Raw genomic sequence first — 20,550 nt, forward strand, 5'->3', positions numbered from 1 at the left:
TTTATTTAAGATCCAGACATGGCAGCTGCCCATTCATATGAATACAACCCAAAATTTTCATCCACTAAATCTGGAGACCGCAGAGAAATACATCCGCTTGCTGGCGACCGCATTCTTTCACCAAGATCTGAAAACCCTTGAAGCCCACTTCGGTATCAGCCCACTGCAAATGGATGAGGCTTTGGAAGCATTGGAAAATTATCTCGGCAAAGACGATTTCACCTCGCTTGCACCTCCTCCAATAGGTAGCCAGATCATTCTGGAAGAAGATGAAATTTGTGCCGACGATGAAAATTCCTCAATCAGGGTCTATCGATTGAATTACGGAGGCTGGGGCTACGAGATGGATGTTTTCAGGCAAGACAAGAGGTGCGATCTGACCATGCGTGGCGAACTGCCTGGAGATTTCGGCAAAAATCCGCACAGCATCAAATTTCATCTGTTTGAAGTCATGTGATTTTTGTCCCGACCATGCACACCATCCCTGAACTCGCCAGCCCCCAATCCTGGCAATCCACACTGCCCTCCCGCCGCGCAGAGATTGCCCAAGCCATTCTGGAGGGGCTGCCGCGCGGCTTCGAGTTCGCCAAACCATTCGTCTCTACGGAACCTGCTGAGGGCGCGGCATGGGAGGTTCCCTGTTTTTACGAAGCGCAGCATGAGACCACGCTGACCCTGGTCCTGGGCGGCGATTTCACCTACGGGGCAACGGCGCAGCGGCTGACGACGTTGCGCGATTCGATCCCTGCGGAGGACTGGTCCTTGATTGCGCCAGTGATTCATGCTGCGCAGGAGGCCGGTCCCGTGCATGTGCCCGCGTTTCTGATGGGCCGCTTTCCCACGTTCGAGTGGGTGATTGAAGAGCATGTGGAGTTGTGCGATGGGCTGGAGCGGCCTGATTTCTCCAGCGAGGACGGGCCGTTTCCCGCCTATGTCACGCAAGAGGAAGCGCAGCGCTTTTTGGCTGCCACGGGCTATCGCCTGCCTTGGGACCATGAGTGGGAGTACATTGCGAAGGCAGGCACGGAGCGGCTGTATGTGTGCGGGGACGCAGTTCCCCAGCGCGATCTGTCCGGTGATGTGTGCCTGACGCAGTTTGGCGATGGTCGGCTCAACCGCGCGGCCTCCAATCCCAGGGGAATGGCGGCGTTGGCGGTGGCCACGTTCACCCGGCTGCAGGCCAGTCCGCACGAGTGGCGCATCCGTGGCGGTGCGGCGGCGTTCTATCCGTTTCAGCATCCCATGCAGCAGGCCATGCTGCTGACGGAGCTTCAGCTGCCGCTGGCCAACATGCCAGGGCAGATGGCGGGTCTGCGTCTGTGCCTCGATGTGCCAGCCATATAAGGGCATATGGGGCGATATGGGGCAAATCCGTGCACAGCCGTTGTTGTGGCGCTCCTGGCACAGCAATGTTCTGATGGCGTCATTTTTCGGCTTTAGGATGGCGGGCCATGCGCAATTCCCACTCCCTTTGGACGGCGGCAGCCCTGGGCCTGGCAGCCTGTCTCGGCACCAGCCCGGCCCATGCAGCCCGGCCCATGATCACGGACGATGCCCGCATCGTCGATTCCAAGTCCTGCCAGCTGGAAAGCTGGGTCAAGTCCAAAAAGGACAGCACGGAGTTCTGGGCCCAGCCGGCCTGCAATTTCACGGGCAATCTGGAGCTGACGCTGGGCGCGGCACGCACGCGAGAGGACGGCAGCAGCCGGACCACGGATGTGGTGATCCAGGGCAAGACCCTGTTCAAGGAACTGCAGCCCAATGGCTGGGGCTGGGGCCTGGCCGTGGGCAATGCCCGGCATCCGAATGACGAGGGCCAGGGCCGGGGAGATCTGTACGCCTATGTGCCCGTCACGTTCTCGCTGCGCGATGACCGGCTGTTCTTCCACACCAACGTGGGCTGGCTGCGCACGGCGCAGACGCATCGCAACCTCATGACCTGGGGCCTGGCCACCGAGGCCCAATTGAGCCAGAGCACCTGGCTGATTGCCGAGACATTCGGCCAGAACCAGGGCAAGCCCTTCTACCAGATGGGCCTGCGCTACTGGCTGGTGCCTGGACATGTGCAGATCGATGCCACCTACGGCAATCGCGCGGGAAGCAGCACGCAGGAGCGGTGGTTTTCCATCGGCCTGCGGCTGCTGTCTTCGCCGTTCCTGCCCTGACTCCTTTCCAGCTTGCGCCCTGCCCGGCCCTGCCCGCTGCTTACAGCGCGCCAAACCGCCTGAGCACCATGAAGGCCGCCATGGCCAGCACGCCCAGCATCAGAGAGAGTTGATTGGCGCAGGCCAGATTGCCATCCAGCACGTTGTTGTAGATGGCCAGTGACAGGGTCTCAGTCCGGCCGATGATGTTGCCGCCGAGCATGAGCGACAGGCCGACCTCGCCCAGCGCACGGCCCCCCGACAGGATCAGGCCAGCCGCAATGCCGCGCCGGGCCAGCGGCAGCTCGATGCGCCAGAACACCGACCAGGGGCGGTGCCCCAGTATGGCCGCCGCCTCCAGCAGGCGTGGCGAAGTGCCTGCAAAGGCGGCCTGCGTGGGCTTGACCATGAGCGGCAACCCGGCAATGAAGGCCGCAATGACCAGGCCCGTTTGCGAAAACACGATGTCGGGCTGCAGCACGGCAGGCAGCAGTTGGGTGAGCAGCCCTTGCCGGCCCAGCAGCACCAGCAGGCCATAGCCCAGCACGATGGGCGGAAACACCAGCGGCAGGCTGACCAGTGCATCGACCAGCTGGCGCCCCGCAAACCGGCGCCGCGCCAACAGCCAGCCCAGGCCCGCACCCACCAGCAATTGCAGCATCAGGCTCCAGCCAATGACATGCGCAGTCAGGGCCAGCGGCGCCTGGGCGCAAACGGAGGCGGTCATGGACTGTCAGCTGCCAGCAGGCAATGGGTGGCCCATCAAAGGCCGTGCCGCTCCAGCACCTGGCGGGCCTGCGGCGTGGCGATGAAGTCCAGCAGCGCCTGCAGTTGCGGCGATGAGGCGTGGCCCTTGAGCACGGCCAGGCTCAGTTCAATGGGCGGATGGCAACTGGCCGCCACCGGCACGCTGGCGCCCACGCGGTCTTTCAGGGCCAGGGCCTCGGTCTTGTTGACAAAGCCTGCGTCCACCTCGCCGGTGGTCACATAGGCGCTGACCTGGGGCACCGTGGCCACTTCGACCAGGCGTTCGCCCAGCGTCTGCGCCAGGCCCAGGCGCTCCAGGCAGATGCGCGCCGCGTTGCCGTACACGGCCTTGCTGCGGTCGGCGATGGCAATGCGCTTGAATTCGGGCCTGGCCAAGTCCTGCACGCTTTCCAGGCGCTGGCCGCGCGCGGCGACCAGCACCAGCTGGCCCTGGCCCAGCGTGATGTAGCGCTCGGCCAGTTGCATAGGCTCGACAAAGGCGCGGTCGCCGATCAGCACGGCGATCTCGGGGTTCTGGCGGGCCTGCGTCTCGATCTGCTTCATGTTGCCAAAGCTGGCCTCGGCGCGAATGCCCGTGGCCTGGCTGAAGGCCTGCAGCAGTTCCAGCACGGGCTTGCGGTAGCCGGCGCCAGCGGCCAGCAGCAGGCCTTCATCGGCATGGGCCAGGCTGGCCGAGCCAGCCAACAACAGCGCCAGGAACGGCGCCAAGCCGCGGGACAGTATGCGTTTGAACATGGATTTCCTCTTCTAGAACGCGGCGTTGAAGCCCACGCCCCTCTCTTTACGAAATATTCAATCGTATACGACGAATCCCGCACCCACCCATGTGTTCCTACTGCAGCGCCCATAAAAAAACCTCCATGCATGAGGCATGGAGGCCGGCAGGCATGGCTGCCTGCGTCTCGGGCCAAGGTGTCTGGCCGCAGCGCTTACTTGTTGGGCTTGGCCGCAGGGCCGGCAGCGATGGGCGCCACGCCTTCGGGCTTGACGTAGGTGACCGAGGTCACATAGTGCACACCGTCGTATTTTTCTGCACCGTTCGGGCCGGTGCGCTCACCGCCGCTGCGCTCGTCGTGCGTGGCTTCGGCCACGTAGGTGCCCTTCCAGGGCATGTCGAACTGCACCAGGCCCTGCTCGTCGGCATGGGCTTCCTTGCTCCAGCCCGATTGCACGGTCAGAACCACCTTGGCCTTGGGCAGGGGCTGGCCCTTGTAGATGACCTTGAACTCGCCGGCCTTGCCCGAGGGCACGACATCCAGCGTCAGGCGCGGGGCCTGGGCGGCAAAGCCGGTGATCAGGCGTGCAGCCGGGTGGTACCAGTTGCGCAGTTCCTGCTCGCCCTTCTTGCTGGTGTACAGCGGATAGCCGGCATCCTCGGCCACGATGCTTTCGCCCTGGCCGGCTTTGAAGGGCAGCGCAAAGCCGGTGCCGGTCTTGCGGCCATCGGCCGCCTTCTCGCCCTGGGCAGACACCAGGGTGGCCACGGGCTTGCCGAACTTGTCGAGCAGGCCCGGCGATGTCTCGCGCAGGTTGTCGCCAAACTCGCCAAAGCGGATCACGGCGGTTTCGCCGGCCGGCTGTTCCAGCCAGATCTGGTGGGCCTGGCTGGCGCCGCTGGCGGCCAGGAGTGCGGAGACAAGAATCCAGTGTTTTTTCATTGCAGCTTCCTCAAAGGACAAAAAAACAGCCATCGGCGCTACAACGGGCCGACGGCATGAACGCGCTTGGGGAGTGGGGTGCGGCCGCATGGCGCCGCATTGGTTATTGAATGCGAATGGTTTGCATTCTATGCGCATTGCACACCGCCCCGGCGCAGTTCACCAGGTGGCTGCAATGGGGTCCGGCCCAGCGTTCAGGCGGCATCCTCGATGCGCACCGGCTCGCCCGTGAAGGCCAGCGCCTCAGCGGCCTGCTCCCAAGGGCTCCGGTCAGCCGCCCTGGCCGGGCGCAGCACAAAGCCCTCGCCTTCCGCGTGCGTGGTGCTGGCCGCGGGCGGCAGCGGCAGGCCCATGCGCTCATGCGCCTGGGCCACGAGGGTGCGGGCGTAGATTTCTGCGGCCATGCTGCGCAGGCGCGGCTTGTAGACCTTGCCCACGTTGGTGGTGGGCAGCGCATCGATGATGCGCACATAGCGCGGGCGCGCGGGCGCTTCGTCCACGCCGGCTGCGGCAAAGGCCAGCAGTTCGGTCTCATCGGCCTGGGCGCCGGGGTGGAGCGCGACAAAGGCCACAGGCACCTCGCCCGCATAGGCATCGGGTGCGCCCACGGCGGCGCAGGCCTTGACGGCGGGATGGCGCTCCAGCGCCTGCTCTATCACCTGCGGATCGATGTTATGGCCGCTGCGGATGATCACGTCCTTGGAACGCCCGCGCAGCCGCAGCAGGCCATCGGCGCCCACCGAGCCCAGGTCGCCCGTGATCAGCCAGCCGTCATCGGTGAGGTAGCTGGACGGCTCGATGCCGCCCAGGTAGCCGGAAAACAGGTTGGGCGACTGGAACACCACCATGCCGGTTTCGCCGGGCGCCGCTTCCTGGTCCGATGGCCTGCCGTCCGGCCCCATGCGGCGCACGGTCAGGCGCGCAAACGGCAGGCGCAGGCCCACATGGCCCGCCGCCGCGTGCAGGCCGGGCGGCGTGATGGTGGAGATGCCCGTCATCTCGGTCATGCCCAGGCTCTCGTGCACATGGAAACCGCTGTGCGCCTTGAAGCGCGCCGCCACCTCGGGCGACAGCGGCGCGGCGCCCGTGCGGAAGTAGCGGATGGAGGACACATCGGCCCCCTGCAGCGGCACCTCCACCAGCGCGGCCAGCACCGTGGGCACGGCCGACATCAGCGTGGGCTTCCACTGTGCCGCCATCCGCCAGAAGCCGGCAATCACGGCCTTGTTGCGAAACAGCCCCGTGGTCGGAATGATGACGTGGGCCCCGGCCGAGAAGCAGGCCAGCGAGCCCGGCAGCACGCCCGCCACATGGAACAGCGGGTAGCCGTTGATGGTGCGGTCGGCCGTGTTCAGGCCCTGCATCTGCACGCTGGCCCAGGCGGTGTAGACCTGGGCGCCATGCGTCTGCACGGCGATCTTGGGCGCACCCGTGGTGCCCCCGGTATGGAAGTAGGCCGCCACGTCGCCGGCCTGGGGCTGGCGCCCGCTCACCAGCCGGTCGGAGGGCTGGGCGGCCAGGGCGGCATGCAGATCGCTGGCGGGCCAGCGCTGTCCATTCGCCTGGGGAACCCGACCTTCATGCGAGACCCAGAGCACATGCGCCAGGTCCGCATCCAGCGACGCCACCTTGTCCCGGATGCCGGCATCGTCCTCGTCCGCCCAGGCGATCAGAAAGCGCGCGCCCGTGGTCCGCATCAGGGCAGAGATCTTCTCGGCACTCAGCAGCGGATTGATGGGCTGCACGATGCCCGCCGCCTCGCCGCCCCACAGCGCAAAGTGGTACTCCATGCAGCCGGGCAGCAGGATGGCCACCGTGTCGCTGGCGCCCATGCCCAGCGCATGCAGGGCGTTGGCCGTCTGGTGGATCTTGCCCAGCAGTTCGGCATAGCTCAGGTGCCGGGCATCATCCGCGCTGCCGGCCTGGGGCAGAAAGCTCAGTGCCCTGCCCTGGCCGTGCTCACGCGCGGAGTTGCAAAAGAGGTCGTAGACCGTTTGCGCCGTGATCAGCCCGACCATGGGCTGGCTTTCGATGGCCTCCACATCGGCCAGGGAACGCACGGCCCGCAGGGGCCGGAACATGGATTGCACAGGAATAGGACTCATGGCCATGGATTCACTCCGCGCCCAGGCCGTTGGTGCGCACCACCTCGCCCCAGCGTGTGTAGTCGCTGCGGATCAGGCCCTCGGTGTCCTGGGGGTTGAGGTAGGCGGCCGTCACGCCGATCTTCTCGAAGCGGTCGCGCACCTCGTCGGTGGCCAGCAGCTGGCGCGAGGTGGCGCTGAGCTTGTCGATGATGGCGCGCGGCGTGTCTTTGGGTGCCACCAGCCCGCCCCAGGACGATGCCTCATAGCCGCCAAAGCCCTGCTCGGCCATGGTCTGCACGCCGTCCAGCGCCTTCACGCGCTGCGGCGTGCCCACCGCCAGCGCCTTCAGCCGGCCGCTGCGGATATGGGGCAGCGCAGACACCATGTCCGCATAGATCACCGGCACCACGCCGCCCAGCGTGTCGTTCATGGCGGGCGCGCTGCCCTTGTAGGCCACGTGCTGCATGGTGTGCAGCTTGGCGGATTTCATCAGCTCCATGCTCAGGTGGCCCGAGCTGCCCGCCCCGGAGCTGGTGTAGTCCAGCGTGGCGGGCTGCGCCTTGGCGTACTGGAACAGCGATTTGAGGTCCGTCACCTTGGGCAAGGACTGCGCATTGACCGCAATCACATTGGGCAAGTCATAGATCTTGGTGACCGGGGCGAAATCCGTGGCCGGGTGGAACTTGACGTTCTTGAAGAAATGCGGCGCCATGATGGTGGGCGTGACCATCATCATCAGCGTATAGCCGTCAGGCGCTGCCGTGCGGAACTGGCCTGCCGCCACCGCGCCCGATGCGCCGGGCTTGTTCTCTATCACCACGGGCTGGCCCAGCTGGCGCGCCAGCGCCTCGGCGTAGACGCGCGCCGCGCCATCGGTGGGTCCGCCCGGCGGGAAGGGAACGACCAGGCGAATCGGCCTGTCGGGCCAGGCGCCGGTATCGGTATTGGCCTGCGCCGCGCCGCACAGCGATGCGAACGCAGCCACGCCGATGGCGCCCAGCGCCATGCCCTTGGCCAACGCCTGTCTTTTTGTGATGCCTGCCATCTTGTCTCCTTGAATGTTTATGTGTTCTGGCTGGCCCATTCTGCCCAGCGCACCCTCTTTGACAATGGCGGCGGCGGTTGACATCATGTCAAACAATATTGACACCCCCTTGGACTGCAGCGCATGGATCTCCTGGCATTCAACATCCTTGTCCAGATCATCGAACACGGAAACCTGAGCCAGGCGGCAAAGTTCTTGAACATGTCGCGGGCCAACGTGAGCTACCACCTGGCCCGGCTGGAGAAGTCCCTTGGCGCATCGCTGCTGCGCAGAACGCCCCAGGGCGTGGAGGCCACCGAGGTCGGCCAGCGCATCTACCGCCATGCGCGCAACATCCTCAACGAGACCGAACTGGTGCGCGAACTGGCCCAAAGCAGCACGGACGACATCTCGGGAAAGATCGGGCTGAGCGTGCCCACCGGCTACGGCCACCTGGTCATAGCGCCGTGGCTGATCGAGTTCAAGCGCGCCCATCCGCAGGTGGTGCTGGACATCCGCCTGGAGAACTTCATCGACAATCTGCTCAAGGACAGCGTGGACATCGCCATCCGCGTCATGTCCGACCCGCCACCCATGCTGGTGGCGCGCGACATGGGGCCGGTGCGCTACAGCCTGTGCGCCTCCAGCGACTGGCTGCGCAGCCACCGCCTGCCGGAGACCCCGTCCGAGCTGTCGCGCACGCCGCTCATCACATCGGGCGGCGAAAGCGGCAAGGTGCGCCTGCAGATTGCGCGGAACGGCCAGCCGCTGGAGGAGCTGGACATCACGCCCACGCTGATGTCGCGCAGCTACCCTTTCCTGTGCGACTGCATCACCTCCAGCCTGGGCGTGGGGCTGGTGCCCGACTACATGGTGCGCCGCCAGGTGGAAGATGGCCGCGTCGTGCTGGCCATGCAGGACTACGAATTCAGCATCAACCAGGGCCGCATGTTCATGCTGTACATGCCCAACCGCTTCCAGTCCGGCGCCGCCCGCGCCTTGATCGACTTTCTGAGCGACAGGATGGGCCTTGCGCGCATCATCCGGCCGGGTGACTTGCCCGACACGGCGCAGGCCTTGCAACCGTCGGAATGACGCGGGAACAAAGTTTGTAGACGACTGGTCGGTTTTTACGTTAGACTTCGATCCCATGAAGAAACCCGCACAGGAAACACGCCAGCACATCCTTGATGTGGCCAAGGCGTTGATGACCCAGAAAGGCTATACGGCCGTCGGCCTGGCCGAGGTCGTCGCGGCTGCGGGCGTGCCCAAGGGCTCCTTCTACTACTACTTCAAATCCAAGGAAGAGTTCGGCCAGGCCCTGCTGCAGGAGTACTTCGACGAGTACCTGGCCAAGATCGATGCGCTCATGGAGACGCCCGATCCGGCCATCTCCCGGCTGATGACCTACTTCCGCCATTGGACGCAGAACCAGTGCTCGGCCCATGCAGGAGGCCAGTGCCTCGTGGTCAAGCTGGGCCCCGAGGTCTGCGACCTGTCCGACGACATGCGCTCGGTGCTGCGCACCGGCACCGACGCCATCATCACCCGGCTGACCGACTGCGTGCGCGCCGGCCAGGCCGATGGCTCCATCACATCCGATCTGGATGCGCCTGCGCTGGCCGAATCGCTGTACCAGCTGTGGCTGGGCGCCTCCCTGCTGTCCAAGCTGGGCCGGCATGAGGAGCCATTTGCCGCAGCGCTCGTGTCCACGAAGCGGCTGCTGGACTGAGCAGGCCTGGCCGCCGCTTTTTATTTGCCTTGCTTGTAGACGACTGGTCAACTTCAAACCCTTCACCTCTTACCCATCCCTCTTCCTTTTGTTCAACCACCACCACTGCACACCATGACCGACCACAGCCTTCACACCGATCTGTTCTCCCCCACCCAACTGGGCGGCCTGTCGCTCGCCAACCGCTTCGTCATGGCCCCGCTGACCCGCAGCCGCGCCGGTGACGACGGCGTGCCCACCGAACTGCACGCCGCCTACTACGCCCAGCGCGCCAGCGCGGGCCTGTTGATCAGCGAAGCCGTCAACATCTCCGCACAGGGCCGGGGCTACAACCTCACGCCCGGCATCTGGACCGAGGAACAGGTCGCCGGCTGGAAGAAGGTCACCGACGCCGTGCACGCGGCCGGCGGCAAGATCGTGGCCCAGCTGTGGCACGTGGGCCGCTACTCGCACGTGGACCTGCAGCCCGGTGGCGTGGCCCCTGTCGCCCCCTCTGCCATCAAGGCCGAAGGCGTCACCTTCACGCCCAACGGCGTGGCCGAGGTATCCATGCCCCGCGCCCTGGAAACCAGCGAAATCCCCGGCATCGTCGAGCAGTACCGCCATGCGGCCGAATGCGCCAAGCGTGCAGGCTTTGACGGCGTGGAAGTGCACTCGGCCAACGGCTACCTGCTCGACCAGTTCCTGCGCGACTCCACCAACCACCGCAGCGACGCCTATGGCGGCAGCATCGAAAACCGCGCCCGCCTGACGCTGGAAGTCACCGACACCGTGGCCAAGGTCTGGGGCGCCGACCGCGTGGGCATCCGCCTGTCGCCCGTCACGCCCAACGCCGGCAACACGCCGCTGGACAGCGATGTGATGGCCCTCTACGGCTACCTCATCCCCCAGCTCAACCGCTTCGGCCTGGCCTACCTGCACGTCGTGGAAGGCGCCACCGGCGGCTCGCGCGAACTGCCGCCGGGCGTGGACCTGGACGCGCTGCGCAAGCTCTTTGACGGCGCCTACATGGGCAACAACGGCTATGACCTGGAACTGGCCATGGACCGCCGCGCAAAGGGCCTGATCGACACCGTGGCCATCGGCCGCCCCTTCATCGCCAACCCCGACCTGGTGGCCCGCCTGCGCCATGGCAAGGAACTGGCCGTGGCCCCGCACGAGGCCTACTACGGCGGCGGTGCCCAGGGCTACACGGACTGGCCAGTGGCCGCCTGAGCCGGCCATCCGCCCCACGATCTGCGGCACACTGGCTGACCTGCGTCCTCATCGAATGACCAAGCGAAAGACCAAGCCATGCAACTGCTGATCGTGGGCGCCACGGGGCTGGTGGGCAGCCAGGTGCTGCACCAGGCCCTGGCCGACAGCCGCATTACCCGCGTCGTGGCCCCGGTACGCCGGGCGCTGCCGGCGCATCCCAGGCTGCTCGCCCCCCTCGTCGATTTCGAGCACCTGCCCGAAGACGCCGACTGGTGGCGGGCCGATGCCCTGGTCTGCACCCTGGGCACCACCATCAAGACAGCCGGCAGCCAGCCGGCGTTTCGGCGTGTGGACCATGACTATCCGCTGCTGGCCGCACAGCTGGCGCGGCGCCATGGCACGCCCACCTATGTGCTGAACTCGGCCATGGGCGCCGACGCTGGCTCGCGCATCTTCTACAACCGCGTCAAGGGTGAGCTCGAGCGTGACCTCCAGGCGCAAGGCTTTGCCTCCCTCACCTTCGTGCGCCCCGGCCTGATCAGCGGCCCGCGCACCGAGCACCGCGCGGGTGAGCGCTTCATGGTCGGCGTTCTTGGCGCCCTGGGCCCGCTGCTGCCCCGGCGCTGGCGGCTCAACCCCGCGCACCGCATTGCCCAGGCCTTGATAGAGGCTGCTGTCAACGCCAGGCCCGGCGTCCATATCGTGGGTTCCGAGGCGCTGGCCGAGTGAACATCATGCACAGTCAAGAACCTCTCAGAAAGCTCGCATGAACCCGCACATCGCCCCGGTCGATCTCGCCAAGTCCTACCGGCTGATCAACCACGGCCCCACCGTCCTGGTCTCGGCCCGCCATGGCGGCGTGGACAACGTTATGGCCGCAGCCTGGTGCTGCGCGCTGGACTTTGCGCCCCCGAAGCTCACGGTGGTGCTCGACAAGGCCACGGCCACGCGCGCCCTGGTCGAGCACAGCGGCAGGTTCGTGATCCAGATCCCCACGGCCGCCCAGTTGCAGCTCACGCACCAGGTCGGCACGCGCACCCTTTCCACCGATGCCGGCAAGCTCACCACCAGCGGCGTTCAGCTGTTCGGCATGGAAGGGTTCGACCTGCCCTTCGTGGACGGCTGCGCCGGCTGGCTGGCCTGCCGACTCATCCCCGAGCCCCACAACCAGCAGACCTACGACCTGTTCATCGGCGAGATCGTGGGCGCCTGGTCCGACACCCGCGTGTTCAGCGACGGCCACTGGCACTTCGAGGACGCCGACCCCGCGCTGCGCAGCCTGCACTACGTGGCGGGTGGGCAGTTTTATGCGATTGGGCAGGCGTTGAACGTGCAGGACGGATCGCCCTGAAACTCGCCAATGGCGGCATGGCTGTATTGCACAATCCAGCCATGCTCTCGGCCACCGCCTCTTCCCTTGCACCTTCCCTTGCCTCTTCGCGCGCAGTCCCCACGCGCGAAACCTATTCCGAACTGCAGCAGGCCTACGAGCACTTCAACCAGCGCCTGTTCGACGATGCCCTGCCCCACTGCCTGATCACGCTGCAGCGCGAAAAGCGCACCTGCGGCTATTTCTCTGCGGCGCGCTTTGCGTCGCTGGATGGCAGCACCACGGACGAGATTGCGCTCAACCCCGCCTACTTCGCGGCCGTGCCCATCATCGAGACGCTGCAGACCCTGGTGCATGAGATGACGCACCTGTGGCAGCACCACTTCGGCAAGCCGGGCCGCGCGCGGTATCACAACGAGGAATGGGCGGACAAGCTGGAATCGCTGGGCCTCATGCCCTCGTCCACGGGCCGGCCCGGCGGCCGGCGCACGGGCGACATGATGGCCGACTACGCCATGGCAGGCGGCCCCTTCCTCGCGGCCTGCGAGCAGTTGCTGACCACGCGCTTCCAACTGAGCTGGTACGACCGCTTCCCGGCCATCGAGCATGTGGTCACGGGCCAGTGGAGCATGGCCACGCAGATCCAGGGCATGCAGGGCACCCAGCCGCCCATGTCCTCCGTGCCCGCCCTGGCCGAAGCCGTGCGGCCCGTGGGCACCTCGGTGGCTGTGCCGGGCTCCACCACCGGCGAGACCATGGTGCAGCCCGTGAACAAGTCCCTGCGCGTCAAGTACCGCTGCGGCGGCTGCGCCGCGCCCGTCAATGTCTGGGGCAAGCCTGGGCTGAACCTGATCTGCGGCGATTGCGGCAAAGGCTTCACAGCCCAGGATTGATCAGCGGGCAGGAGTCTTGCGCGGCAGCTCCAGCACCGCCTCCAGCCCGCCCCCCTCCCGGTTGCCCAGAACAATGCGCCCGCCATGCGCCTTGGCCACGGCATCGGCAATGGACAGGCCCAGGCCAAACCCGCCAGAGCCCGCGTTGCGCGAGGCCTCCATGCGGTAGAACGGCTCCAGCACCTGGGCCAGTTGCTCCTGGGCAATGCCCGGCCCCTGGTCCAGCACGTCGATGCGCAGCAAATCGTCGCTGTCACTGATGCGCAGTTCGGCGTCGCGGCCATAGCGCAGTGCGTTCTCCAGCAGGTTCTGCAGGCAGCGGCGCAGGCTGTGGGGATAGCAATCGAGCGGGCGCAGGGCGCGGCCCGTGATGGGGATGTGCACTCCATGCGCCTCGCCCAGGTCCTGGGCCACGCCCTGCACCAGGGCGTTGATGTCCAGCGCCTGGTGCTCGCCACGCGCGTCGGCGCCGGTGAGCATGTCCAGCGTGGCGGTGACCATGGCTTCCATCTCCTGCAGATCGCGGCGGAATTTGTCGCGCAGGGCTTCGGGCTCCAGCATTTCCGAGCGCAGGCGCAGCCGCGTGATGGGCGTGCGCAGGTCGTGCGAGACGGCTGCAAAGAAACGCGTGCGCTCGGCCACGCCATCGGCGATGCGCTGCTGCATGGCATTGAAGGCCTGGGCCGCCTGGCGCACCTCGCGCGGGCCGTCCAGCGGCAGGGGCGGGCTTTTGAGGTCCTTGCCCAGCGCGTCGGCGGCGCTGGCCATGCGCGCCAGCGGGCGCATGGCCAGGCGCACGGCCAGCAGTGCCACCACCACCACCACGATGATGCGCAGCAGGTAGATGCGCAGCACGTAGTCGGCCAACGCCCAATAGGGCCTGACGGGGTAGCCGGCCTCTCCCTCCACGGCCTGCACCTGCAGCCACTGGCCGTTGCCCAGGCCCAGCAGCATGCGCACATGGGCTTCGGGCTCATGGGCGGTGAGCAGGGTTTCCGCGCCGCCGTGCAGCTCCAGCGCCAGCAGGTGGAACGGCACGGCCGCGCCCACGCGCCGTGCCAGCACATCGGCCAGCAGATCGCCGGCCATGGCGTCGGCCGCATCGGCGGGAGCGGACGCCAGGTCATCCATCAGGCGCCGTGCGCGGGCCGCATCGATCAGGGTCAGCTGGTAGCCCTGCGTGCTCAGCGTGCCCACGGCAGCGGCCCGCGCCTCGGGCGGCAGCGAGGACAGCAGCAGCAGCGAATCGGCGGCGCGCGCGCCCAGCAGGCGCAGCGGCACCTCCAGCAGCTGGCTGCGCCGGCTTTCCCACCAGATGGTGCCCGTCAGCGCCTGGGCCGCCAGCATGCCGGCCACCAGGATCAGGGCCACGCGCCCGGACAGCGTCTGCGGCCACAGGCGCCGCAGCAGCGCGCCGGCCTGCATCCAAGCCATCACGATGCCTGCGGCACCACGTCGCAGGTCAGCACGTAGCCGGCGTTGCGCACGGTGCGGATCAGGCTGGCCTGGCGCGCGGGGTCTTCCAGGTGCTGGCGCAGTCGGCTGACGCAGACGTCGATGGCGCGGTCCTGGGCCTGGCGCTCGCGGCCGAACACATGGTCGGCCAGGTAGTCGCGGCTCAGCGTGCGGTGCGGGTTGCTGGCCAGGGCGCAGAGCACGCGGTAGTCGGACTGGGCCAGCGGCACCAGCACGGCCTGGGGCGAGCGCAGCTCGCGCGCGCGCATGTCCAGCGTCCAGCCGGCAAAGCGCAGCACGGGCAGATGCTCCGGCTCGCTGGCCGGCGCCGGTGCCTGGGCCACGCGGCGCAGCACCACCTTGATGCGCGCCAGCAGCTCGCGCGGATCGAAGGGCTTGGGCAGGTAGTCGTCGGCCCCCATCTCCAGGCCCAGGATGCGGTCCAGCAAGGCGCCGCGCGCCGTGAGCATGACCACGGGGATGTGGGTGCGTTCGCGCAGGCTGCGGCACAGGGCCAGGCCGTCGGTGCCGGGCAGCATCAGGTCCAGCACGATGAGGTCGGCCGCATGCCGGCCCAGCCAGTCCCACATGGCCTGGCCGTCACCCACGGCGGCCGGACGCATGCCCGAGGCGCGCAGGTAGTCGCACAGCAGCTCGCGGATGTCGGGATCGTCGTCCACCACCAGGATGCGCGGACCCTGGGCGGCCGGGGATGCGGCGGCTGTTGCGCTCATGGATTGCATTGGCGCACGGCGTTTTGTAATGGAATGTTGTGGCGGCGGCCTGTGCAATGGACCATTGCATTTGCCCGGCGGCCGCTGGCCTGTCTGCGCTGTCGCGTCACTAGAGTCCTGCTCGTCAATAAGAACGATTTTCATTCTAGTGATTCGTCGCCATGTCTTCTCAGCACTCCAGCAGTTTCCCTCCGGCCCTGTCCACCAGCCTTGCGCTGACGCTGGGCGCCTTCTCCACCCTGGCCGTCGCCCAGACTGCGGCCACTCCGGCATCGCCCCTGGGCACGGTCGAGGTCCGCTCCACGCGTGAGGCGCCGGCCTATCAGCCCGCCGCCGTGCAGTCGCCCAAGCTCACCCAGCCGCTGCGCGACACGCCGCAAAGCATCAGCGTGGTGCCGGCCGAGCTGATCCGCGAGCAAAACGCCCAGAGCCTGCAGGAGGTGCTGCAGAACGTGCCCGGCATCACCTTCACCTCGGGCGAGGGCAACCTGGGCTGGGGAGATTTCTTCACCATCCGCGGCTTCTCGGCCGAGCAGGCCATCACCATCGACGGCGTGCGCGACGGCGGCATGGCCAGCCGCACCGACACCTTCAACCTGGAGCAGGCCGAGGTCTACAAGGGCACGGGCTCGGTGGAGTCGGGCGTGTCCGCCGTGGGCGGCAGCGTCAACCTGGTCAGCAAGGAAGCCAGGCGCGACACGTTCTACAACAGCTCGGTGGGCGTGGGCAGCGATGGCTACCGCCGCGCCACGGCCGACCTGAACCGCAGCGTGGGCGAGACCGGCGCCGTGCGCCTGAACCTCATGAAGCACCAGAACGACGTGGCCGGCCGCAACGGGGTGGACTACGACCGCTACGGCGTGGCAGCCTCGTTCGCCCACGGCCTGGGCACTTCCACGCGCACCGTGGTCAACGTCTTCCACCAGGTGGACGACAACACGCCCGACGGCGGCCTGCCCATTCAGCGCGGCACGGGCGGCCAGGTGATGCCGGGCGTGCCGCGCAATGCCTGGTACGGCGCCTCCAACCTCTACACCCAGCAGTCGCGCACGGATATGGTGACGGCCCGCGTGGAGCATGACCTCTCGCCCACGACCACGGTGCGCAACCAGTTCCGCTACGAGCGCTCGGACAACTGGAGCGTGCTGGCGCCCGCGCGCTTCAACAGCGGCAGCAGCAAGAACTCGCTGGGCTATGTGGGCCTGGGCGGGCTGGTGACGGCGCCGGGCGGCATCCTGTCCTATGGCGACTACGGCCTGGTGGACACCACGGGCGCCAATGCCTCGCTGCGCCTGGCCTCGGTGTCCGTGTCCAAGCGCTACACCATCGCCAACAACCAGACCGATGTGCGCACCAGTTTCGAGACGGCAGGTTTCAAGCACGACCTCACGGCAGGGCTGGAGCTGTACCGCGAGACCTATGGCGACCGCGAGCGCAGCATGGACCTGCCCACGGGCACGCTGGGCTTCGACATGGCCAAGCCGGCCACCATCTTCCCGGGCACGCCCACGGTGGTGGGCGCGGGCAGCGCGCGCGCCACGGTGCAGAACGCGGGCGTGTATGTGAACGACACCATCACCTTCTCGCCGCGCTGGCAGGCCCAGGCGGCGCTGCGCTACGACCGCTGGCAGGCGAACAACGGCGGCGCCAGCCGCACGGACGGCGCGCTCAGCGGCCGCCTGGGCCTGGTCTACAAGCCGGCCAGCGAGGGCTCCATCTATATCTCCTACAGCCGCGCGGCCCAGCCCTCGGCCATGGGCGTGACCACGAACAACGGCGTCTACGGCACGGCCGCCCAGCTGGCCTATGCGCCGGCCCTGTCACGAACCTGGGAGGCAGGCAGCAAGTGGGACGTGCTGGGCGGGCGCCTGTCGCTGACCGGCGCCGTGTTCCGCACCGAGCTGAGCGAATCGTGGGAGTACAGCCCCGACAGCGTCTCGCCCGTGCGCGCCCTGCCCGCCAAGCGGGTGCAGGGTTTCGAGCTGGGCGCCCAGGGCGAGATCACGCCGCGCTGGTCGGTGTACGCCGGCCTGTCCCACTTGAAGAGCCGCCTCACCAAGGGCGCGAACGAAGGTGCCGAGGCCAGGAACGTGCCCGACTGGAGCGGCAGCGTCTGGACCTCCTTCCTGGTCACGCCCGCCGTCACCCTGAGCTGGGGCGCGCAGTACGTGGGCGAGCGCCGCTATACGGACAACGTCATGGTGGGCGGCCAGAACAATACGTCCAGCACCGTCAACGGTCCCAACGGCGTGCACCCCATCTATGTGGCCGACCACGAAAAAGCGCCCAGCTACTTCGTGCAGAACCTGGCGCTGAGCTGGCGCATCAACCGCCAGCTCACGGCCCGCTTCAACATCAACAACCTCACCAACCGCTTCTACTGGAGCCGCATCGGCGCCTCGCTGGACGGCTTCCAGCTCTACGGCGTGCCGGGCGCGGGCCGCACCTACACGGCGGGCCTGGACCTGTCCTTCTGAGCAGGGGCCACACCATGACATCCATCCAACGTCTCACCACACGCCGCGCCCTGCTGGCGCTGGCCGCAGCCTGCGCCGCCGCCCTGCTGTCAGCCTCCGCGCTTGCGGCCTCGCCTGCCGGCACCGCTGCCAATGCACCGGCCGCCACCGTGGTCGACATCGTCGGCCGCACGGTCGAAATTCCCGCCAAGGTGGAGCGCATCCTGCTGGGCGAGGGCCGCTTCCTCTACGCCCTGGCCCTGATCGAGGGTGACCAGCCGCTGGCCCGCATCGCCGGGTGGCAGGGCGAGCTGCCCTTCGCCGACCCCAACGGCTATGCCGACTACCGGCGCCGCTTCCCGGCCATAGACCGCATCCCGGTCATCGGCCGCACCTCGGAAGACAGCGTCAGCGCCGAGCAATCGGTCTCCACCCGGCCCGACATCGCCATCTTCGGCCTGGGCGGACATGGGCCGGGGCGCCAGAGCGGCCTGGTCAACGATCTCAAGAAGGCCGGCGTGCCCGTGGTCTTCATCGACTTTCGCGCCCAGCCCGTGCGCAACACTCTGGCCAGCATGCGCATCCTGGGCAAGGCCGTGCACCGCGAGGAACAGGCCGAGGCCTATGCGCGCTTCTACGAGCAGCACCTGCAGCAGGTGCGCCAGCGGGTGGAGGGCATTCCCACCAGCCAGCGCCCGCGCGTCTTCGCCGAGCTGCTGGCCGGCGTCTGGGACGGCTGCTGCCACACCGTGGGCAAGGGCAACATGGGCGAGTTCATCGAGGCGGCCGGCGGCATCAACGTCGCGGCCGGCAAGGTGCCCGGCGCCATAGGCGACATGCACCAGGAAGCCCTGATCGCCGCCGACCCCGAGGTCTACATCGCCACCGGCAGCCGCCCGCAGAGCAACCGCCTCATGCTCAAGGCCGGCAGCGGCGTGGCACCGGCCAACCTCTCAGCCAGCCTGCAGGCGCTGACCACGCGCCCCGGTTTCGAGGTGCTGGGCGCCGTTCGCCAGGGCCGTGCCCACGGCCTGTGGCACAACTTCTACGACGCGCCCACCAACATCCTGGCCATCGAGGCCATGGCCAAGTGGTTCTACCCAGAGCGCTTTGGCGACATCGATCCCCAGGCCACACTGGACGAGATCAACCGCCGCTTCCTGCCCGCCCTGCCCATGCACGGCGCCTTCTGGGGCGATGCACCTGCCAAGGCAGCGGCCATCGCGGCCAGCGGAGCCGCGCGATGAACATGGCCACCGACCTGCCCGTGGAGCTCGCCAGCCCGGCCGCCAATGCAGCACCGCTGGCCAGGGGCTACCGGCGCCTGACCGCCCTGCGCGTGCTGGTGCTGGCCCTGCTGGCTGCGGCCATCGTGGGCGCGCTGCTGCTGGACTTCACCACCGGCCCCTCCGGGCTGGCGCTGGACCAGTTGATCGCCACCCTGGGCCATGCCGACCAGGCGCCGCCTGCGCTGCGCGTCATCGTCTGGGACATTCGCCTGCCCTACGCCTTGATGGCCGTGGCCGTGGGCCTGTCCCTGGGCCTGGCCGGCGCCGAGATGCAGACCGTGCTGGCCAACCCGCTGGCCAGCCCGTTCACGCTGGGCCTGTCCTCGGCCGCCGCCTTCGGCGCGGCCCTGGCCATCGTGCTGGACTGGAGCCTGCCCGGCGTGCCCACGGCCTGGGCCGTGCCTGCCAACGCCTTCCTGTTCGCCATGGCCTCGGCCCTGCTGCTGGATCTGGTGGCGCGCTGGGGCGGCATGAGCGCATCGGGCGTGGTGCTGTTCGGCATTGCCCTGGTGTTCAGCTTCAACGCCCTGGTCTCGCTGCTGCAGTTCGTGGCCACGGCCGAGGCACTGCAGGGCCTGGTCTTCTGGACCATGGGAAGCCTCTCGCGCGCCACCTGGCCCAAGGTGGCCGGTCTGGCCGCCGCGCTGGCACTGGTGCTGCCGTTCTCGCTGCTCAACGCCTGGCGCCTCACCGCCTTGCGCCTGGGCGAGGACCGTGCCGCCAGCTTTGGCGTGGACGTGCGCCGACTGCGCCTGGGCGCCCTGCTGCGCATCAGCCTGCTGGCCGCGCTGTCCGTGGCCTTTGTGGGCAGCATCGGCTTCATCGGCCTGGTGGCACCGCACATCGCGCGCCGCATGGTGGGAGATGACCACCGCTTCTACCTGCCTGCAGCCGCCCTGGTCGGCGCGCTGGTGCTGTCGCTGGCCTCGGTGGCGTCCAAGACGCTGATCCCCGGCGTCATCATCCCGGTGGGCATCGTCACCTCGCTGGTGGGCATTCCCTTCTTCCTGGCCATCGTGCTGCGCACGCGGGGGCGGACATGAGCACCACCCTGAACACCTCCCTGAATACCCCGCACTTCGCACCCACCTACCTGCCACCTCTCACGCAAGATGGTCTGCAGATCGAGGGTCTCAGCGTCGCCTACGGGCGCCGACGCGTCATCGAATCGCTGGACATCGCCCCGCTGCGCGCAGGCACCCTCACCGTGGTGCTGGGGCCCAACGGCAGCGGCAAGTCCACCCTGCTGCGTGCCCTGGCCGGCCTGGTGCGCGCCCAGGGCAGCATCACGCTGGAAGGCCAGGAACTGCAGCACGCCAGCCTGGCCGAGCGCGCGCGCCGCATCGTCTACCTGCCCCAGGCCCTGCCGGCCGCCGTGCACCTGCGCGTCATCGAATCGCTGCTGGCCGCGCGAAAGGCCTCGCCACACACCACGCGCCCGCAGCAGGCCGCCTCCCCGGATGCGGTCACCCAGGCTGCCGCCCTGCTTGAGCACCTGGGCATCGCCCACCTGGCCATGCGCCATCTGGATGAGCTGTCTGGCGGCCAGTCCCAGCTTGCAGGCCTGGCCCAGGCCCTGATCCGCGAACCGCGCGTGCTGCTGCTGGACGAACCCCTGTCCGCCCTGGACCTCAACCACCAGTTCCACGTCATGCAGCTGGTGCGCGAGCAAACGCGCCGCCACGGCATGACCACCCTGGTCGTGCTGCACGACCTGGGCGCCGCCCTGCGCCACGCCGACCGCGTCATCGTGCTCAAGGACCATCCCTACGGGTTCGGCAGC

At 67.7% G+C, this 20,550-nt stretch carries 20 protein-coding genes; 13 read left to right on the plus strand and 7 right to left on the minus strand.

The genetic code is table 11. From position 1 onward, the window contains the following. Positions 1–37 precede the first annotated feature (37 nt). From BW39_RS16410 to BW39_RS16420, 3 genes are all read left to right on the plus strand, one after another. Positions 38–457 carry a hypothetical protein gene (locus tag BW39_RS16410; protein WP_235264221.1) on the plus strand — a complete coding sequence of 140 codons (420 nt, stop codon included), beginning with the start codon at positions 38–40 and terminating at the stop codon, positions 455–457. Between the two features lie 14 nt (positions 458–471). Further along, positions 472–1,344 (plus strand): hypothetical protein, encoded by an 873-nt coding sequence (locus BW39_RS16415; RefSeq protein ID WP_043823081.1) that lies wholly within the window; start codon positions 472–474, stop codon positions 1,342–1,344. 107 nt (positions 1,345–1,451) lie between these two features. Continuing rightward, positions 1,452–2,165 (plus strand): hypothetical protein, encoded by a 714-nt coding sequence (locus BW39_RS16420; RefSeq protein WP_043823043.1) that lies wholly within the window; start codon positions 1,452–1,454, stop codon positions 2,163–2,165. A gap of 40 nt (positions 2,166–2,205) precedes the next feature. Here the strand turns inward: BW39_RS16420 and BW39_RS16425 are convergent, their stop codons facing one another. The 5 genes from BW39_RS16425 to BW39_RS16445 all read right to left on the minus strand — a co-directional run bounded on the left by BW39_RS16425 (position 2,206) and on the right by BW39_RS16445 (position 7,702). After that, positions 2,206–2,871, minus strand: coding sequence for a molybdate ABC transporter permease subunit (locus BW39_RS16425; RefSeq protein ID WP_043823045.1), 666 nt, complete (start codon positions 2,869–2,871; stop codon positions 2,206–2,208). Positions 2,872–2,906: 35 nt separating this feature from the next. Next, entirely contained in the window at positions 2,907–3,647 is a 741-nt protein-coding gene (gene modA, locus BW39_RS16430) for a molybdate ABC transporter substrate-binding protein (protein ID WP_043823047.1), read from the minus strand. A gap of 194 nt (positions 3,648–3,841) precedes the next feature. Next, positions 3,842–4,570, minus strand: coding sequence for a DUF4198 domain-containing protein (locus BW39_RS16435; RefSeq protein WP_043823049.1), 729 nt, complete (start codon positions 4,568–4,570; stop codon positions 3,842–3,844). 194 nt (positions 4,571–4,764) lie between these two features. Continuing rightward, positions 4,765–6,681, minus strand: coding sequence for an AMP-binding protein (locus BW39_RS16440; protein ID WP_043823051.1), 1,917 nt, complete (start codon positions 6,679–6,681; stop codon positions 4,765–4,767). A 4-nt stretch (positions 6,682–6,685) separates the two neighbouring features. Further along, positions 6,686–7,702: a Bug family tripartite tricarboxylate transporter substrate binding protein gene (locus tag BW39_RS16445; RefSeq protein WP_043823053.1), complete on the minus strand. Its 1,017-nt coding sequence runs from the start codon at positions 7,700–7,702 to the stop codon at positions 6,686–6,688. Positions 7,703–7,825: 123 nt separating this feature from the next. Here BW39_RS16445 and BW39_RS16450 point away from each other — a divergent pair, with 123 nt between their 5' ends. The 6 genes from BW39_RS16450 (at position 7,826) to BW39_RS16475 (ending at position 12,833) form a co-directional block, all read left to right on the plus strand. Then, positions 7,826–8,776, plus strand: a complete 951-nt coding sequence (locus BW39_RS16450; protein WP_043823055.1) for a LysR family transcriptional regulator — start codon at positions 7,826–7,828, stop codon at positions 8,774–8,776. Between the two features lie 55 nt (positions 8,777–8,831). Continuing rightward, positions 8,832–9,413, plus strand: a complete 582-nt coding sequence (locus BW39_RS16455) for a TetR/AcrR family transcriptional regulator (RefSeq protein ID WP_043823058.1) — start codon at positions 8,832–8,834, stop codon at positions 9,411–9,413. A gap of 114 nt (positions 9,414–9,527) precedes the next feature. Then, positions 9,528–10,628: an alkene reductase gene (locus tag BW39_RS16460; protein WP_043823061.1), complete on the plus strand. Its 1,101-nt coding sequence runs from the start codon at positions 9,528–9,530 to the stop codon at positions 10,626–10,628. 78 nt (positions 10,629–10,706) lie between these two features. Beyond that, positions 10,707–11,339 (plus strand): NAD-dependent dehydratase, encoded by a 633-nt coding sequence (locus tag BW39_RS16465; RefSeq protein WP_043823064.1) that lies wholly within the window; start codon positions 10,707–10,709, stop codon positions 11,337–11,339. Positions 11,340–11,376: 37 nt separating this feature from the next. Then, positions 11,377–11,961 (plus strand): flavin reductase family protein, encoded by a 585-nt coding sequence (locus BW39_RS16470; protein WP_043823066.1) that lies wholly within the window; start codon positions 11,377–11,379, stop codon positions 11,959–11,961. Between the two features lie 41 nt (positions 11,962–12,002). Next, entirely contained in the window at positions 12,003–12,833 is an 831-nt protein-coding gene (locus BW39_RS16475) for a SprT-like domain-containing protein (protein WP_043823067.1), read from the plus strand. Here BW39_RS16475 and BW39_RS16480 read toward each other — a convergent pair whose 3' ends face one another. Further along, on the minus strand, positions 12,834–14,267 hold the full coding sequence (locus BW39_RS16480; RefSeq protein ID WP_043823069.1) for an ATP-binding protein: 1,434 nt from the start codon (positions 14,265–14,267) through the stop codon (positions 12,834–12,836). Beyond that, complete coding sequence (locus BW39_RS16485; RefSeq protein ID WP_043823070.1) at positions 14,267–15,031, minus strand: response regulator; 765 nt, start codon at positions 15,029–15,031, stop codon at positions 14,267–14,269. Before BW39_RS16485 ends, BW39_RS16480 begins: the two co-directional genes overlap by 1 nt. Positions 15,032–15,183: 152 nt before the next feature. Here BW39_RS16485 and BW39_RS16490 point away from each other — a divergent pair, with 152 nt between their 5' ends. The 4 genes from BW39_RS16490 to BW39_RS16505 all read left to right on the plus strand — a co-directional run. Then, the gene (locus BW39_RS16490; protein WP_043823072.1) at positions 15,184–17,499 is read left to right on the plus strand and encodes a TonB-dependent receptor; all 2,316 of its coding nucleotides are present in this window, start codon (positions 15,184–15,186) and stop codon (positions 17,497–17,499) included. A 14-nt stretch (positions 17,500–17,513) separates the two neighbouring features. After that, entirely contained in the window at positions 17,514–18,725 is a 1,212-nt protein-coding gene (locus tag BW39_RS16495; protein WP_043823074.1) for an ABC transporter substrate-binding protein, read from the plus strand. Then, positions 18,722–19,810 (plus strand): FecCD family ABC transporter permease, encoded by a 1,089-nt coding sequence (locus BW39_RS16500; protein ID WP_043823075.1) that lies wholly within the window; start codon positions 18,722–18,724, stop codon positions 19,808–19,810. Before BW39_RS16495 ends, BW39_RS16500 begins: the two co-directional genes overlap by 4 nt. After that, the coding region (locus BW39_RS16505; RefSeq protein WP_052155361.1) for an ABC transporter ATP-binding protein at positions 19,807–20,550 on the plus strand (744 nt) is incomplete at its 3' end. The genes BW39_RS16500 and BW39_RS16505, both read left to right, overlap by 4 nt.

The organism is Delftia sp. RIT313 (genome assembly GCF_000632165.1).
In the GTDB taxonomy this organism is placed as follows: Bacteria; Pseudomonadota; Gammaproteobacteria; order Burkholderiales; family Burkholderiaceae_C; genus Comamonas; species Comamonas acidovorans.

What these genes read in the sequence shown, in the direction of transcription:
- BW39_RS16410 (WP_235264221.1), top strand. Translation starts at nt 38, where the DNA reads ATGAATACAACCCAAAATTTTCATCCACTAAATCTGGAGACCGCAGAG.
- BW39_RS16415 (WP_043823081.1), top strand. Translation starts at nt 472, where the DNA reads ATGCACACCATCCCTGAACTCGCCAGCCCCCAATCCTGGCAATCCACA.
- BW39_RS16420 (WP_043823043.1), top strand. Translation starts at nt 1,452, where the DNA reads ATGCGCAATTCCCACTCCCTTTGGACGGCGGCAGCCCTGGGCCTGGCA.
- BW39_RS16425 (WP_043823045.1), bottom strand. Translation starts at nt 2,871, where the DNA reads ATGACCGCCTCCGTTTGCGCCCAGGCGCCGCTGGCCCTGACTGCGCAT.
- modA (WP_043823047.1), bottom strand. Translation starts at nt 3,647, where the DNA reads ATGTTCAAACGCATACTGTCCCGCGGCTTGGCGCCGTTCCTGGCGCTG.
- BW39_RS16435 (WP_043823049.1), bottom strand. Translation starts at nt 4,570, where the DNA reads ATGAAAAAACACTGGATTCTTGTCTCCGCACTCCTGGCCGCCAGCGGC.
- BW39_RS16440 (WP_043823051.1), bottom strand. Translation starts at nt 6,681, where the DNA reads ATGGCCATGAGTCCTATTCCTGTGCAATCCATGTTCCGGCCCCTGCGG.
- BW39_RS16445 (WP_043823053.1), bottom strand. Translation starts at nt 7,702, where the DNA reads ATGGCAGGCATCACAAAAAGACAGGCGTTGGCCAAGGGCATGGCGCTG.
- BW39_RS16450 (WP_043823055.1), top strand. Translation starts at nt 7,826, where the DNA reads ATGGATCTCCTGGCATTCAACATCCTTGTCCAGATCATCGAACACGGA.
- BW39_RS16455 (WP_043823058.1), top strand. Translation starts at nt 8,832, where the DNA reads ATGAAGAAACCCGCACAGGAAACACGCCAGCACATCCTTGATGTGGCC.
- BW39_RS16460 (WP_043823061.1), top strand. Translation starts at nt 9,528, where the DNA reads ATGACCGACCACAGCCTTCACACCGATCTGTTCTCCCCCACCCAACTG.
- BW39_RS16465 (WP_043823064.1), top strand. Translation starts at nt 10,707, where the DNA reads ATGCAACTGCTGATCGTGGGCGCCACGGGGCTGGTGGGCAGCCAGGTG.
- BW39_RS16470 (WP_043823066.1), top strand. Translation starts at nt 11,377, where the DNA reads ATGAACCCGCACATCGCCCCGGTCGATCTCGCCAAGTCCTACCGGCTG.
- BW39_RS16475 (WP_043823067.1), top strand. Translation starts at nt 12,003, where the DNA reads ATGCTCTCGGCCACCGCCTCTTCCCTTGCACCTTCCCTTGCCTCTTCG.
- BW39_RS16480 (WP_043823069.1), bottom strand. Translation starts at nt 14,267, where the DNA reads ATGGCTTGGATGCAGGCCGGCGCGCTGCTGCGGCGCCTGTGGCCGCAG.
- BW39_RS16485 (WP_043823070.1), bottom strand. Translation starts at nt 15,031, where the DNA reads ATGCAATCCATGAGCGCAACAGCCGCCGCATCCCCGGCCGCCCAGGGT.
- BW39_RS16490 (WP_043823072.1), top strand. Translation starts at nt 15,184, where the DNA reads ATGTCTTCTCAGCACTCCAGCAGTTTCCCTCCGGCCCTGTCCACCAGC.
- BW39_RS16495 (WP_043823074.1), top strand. Translation starts at nt 17,514, where the DNA reads ATGACATCCATCCAACGTCTCACCACACGCCGCGCCCTGCTGGCGCTG.
- BW39_RS16500 (WP_043823075.1), top strand. Translation starts at nt 18,722, where the DNA reads ATGAACATGGCCACCGACCTGCCCGTGGAGCTCGCCAGCCCGGCCGCC.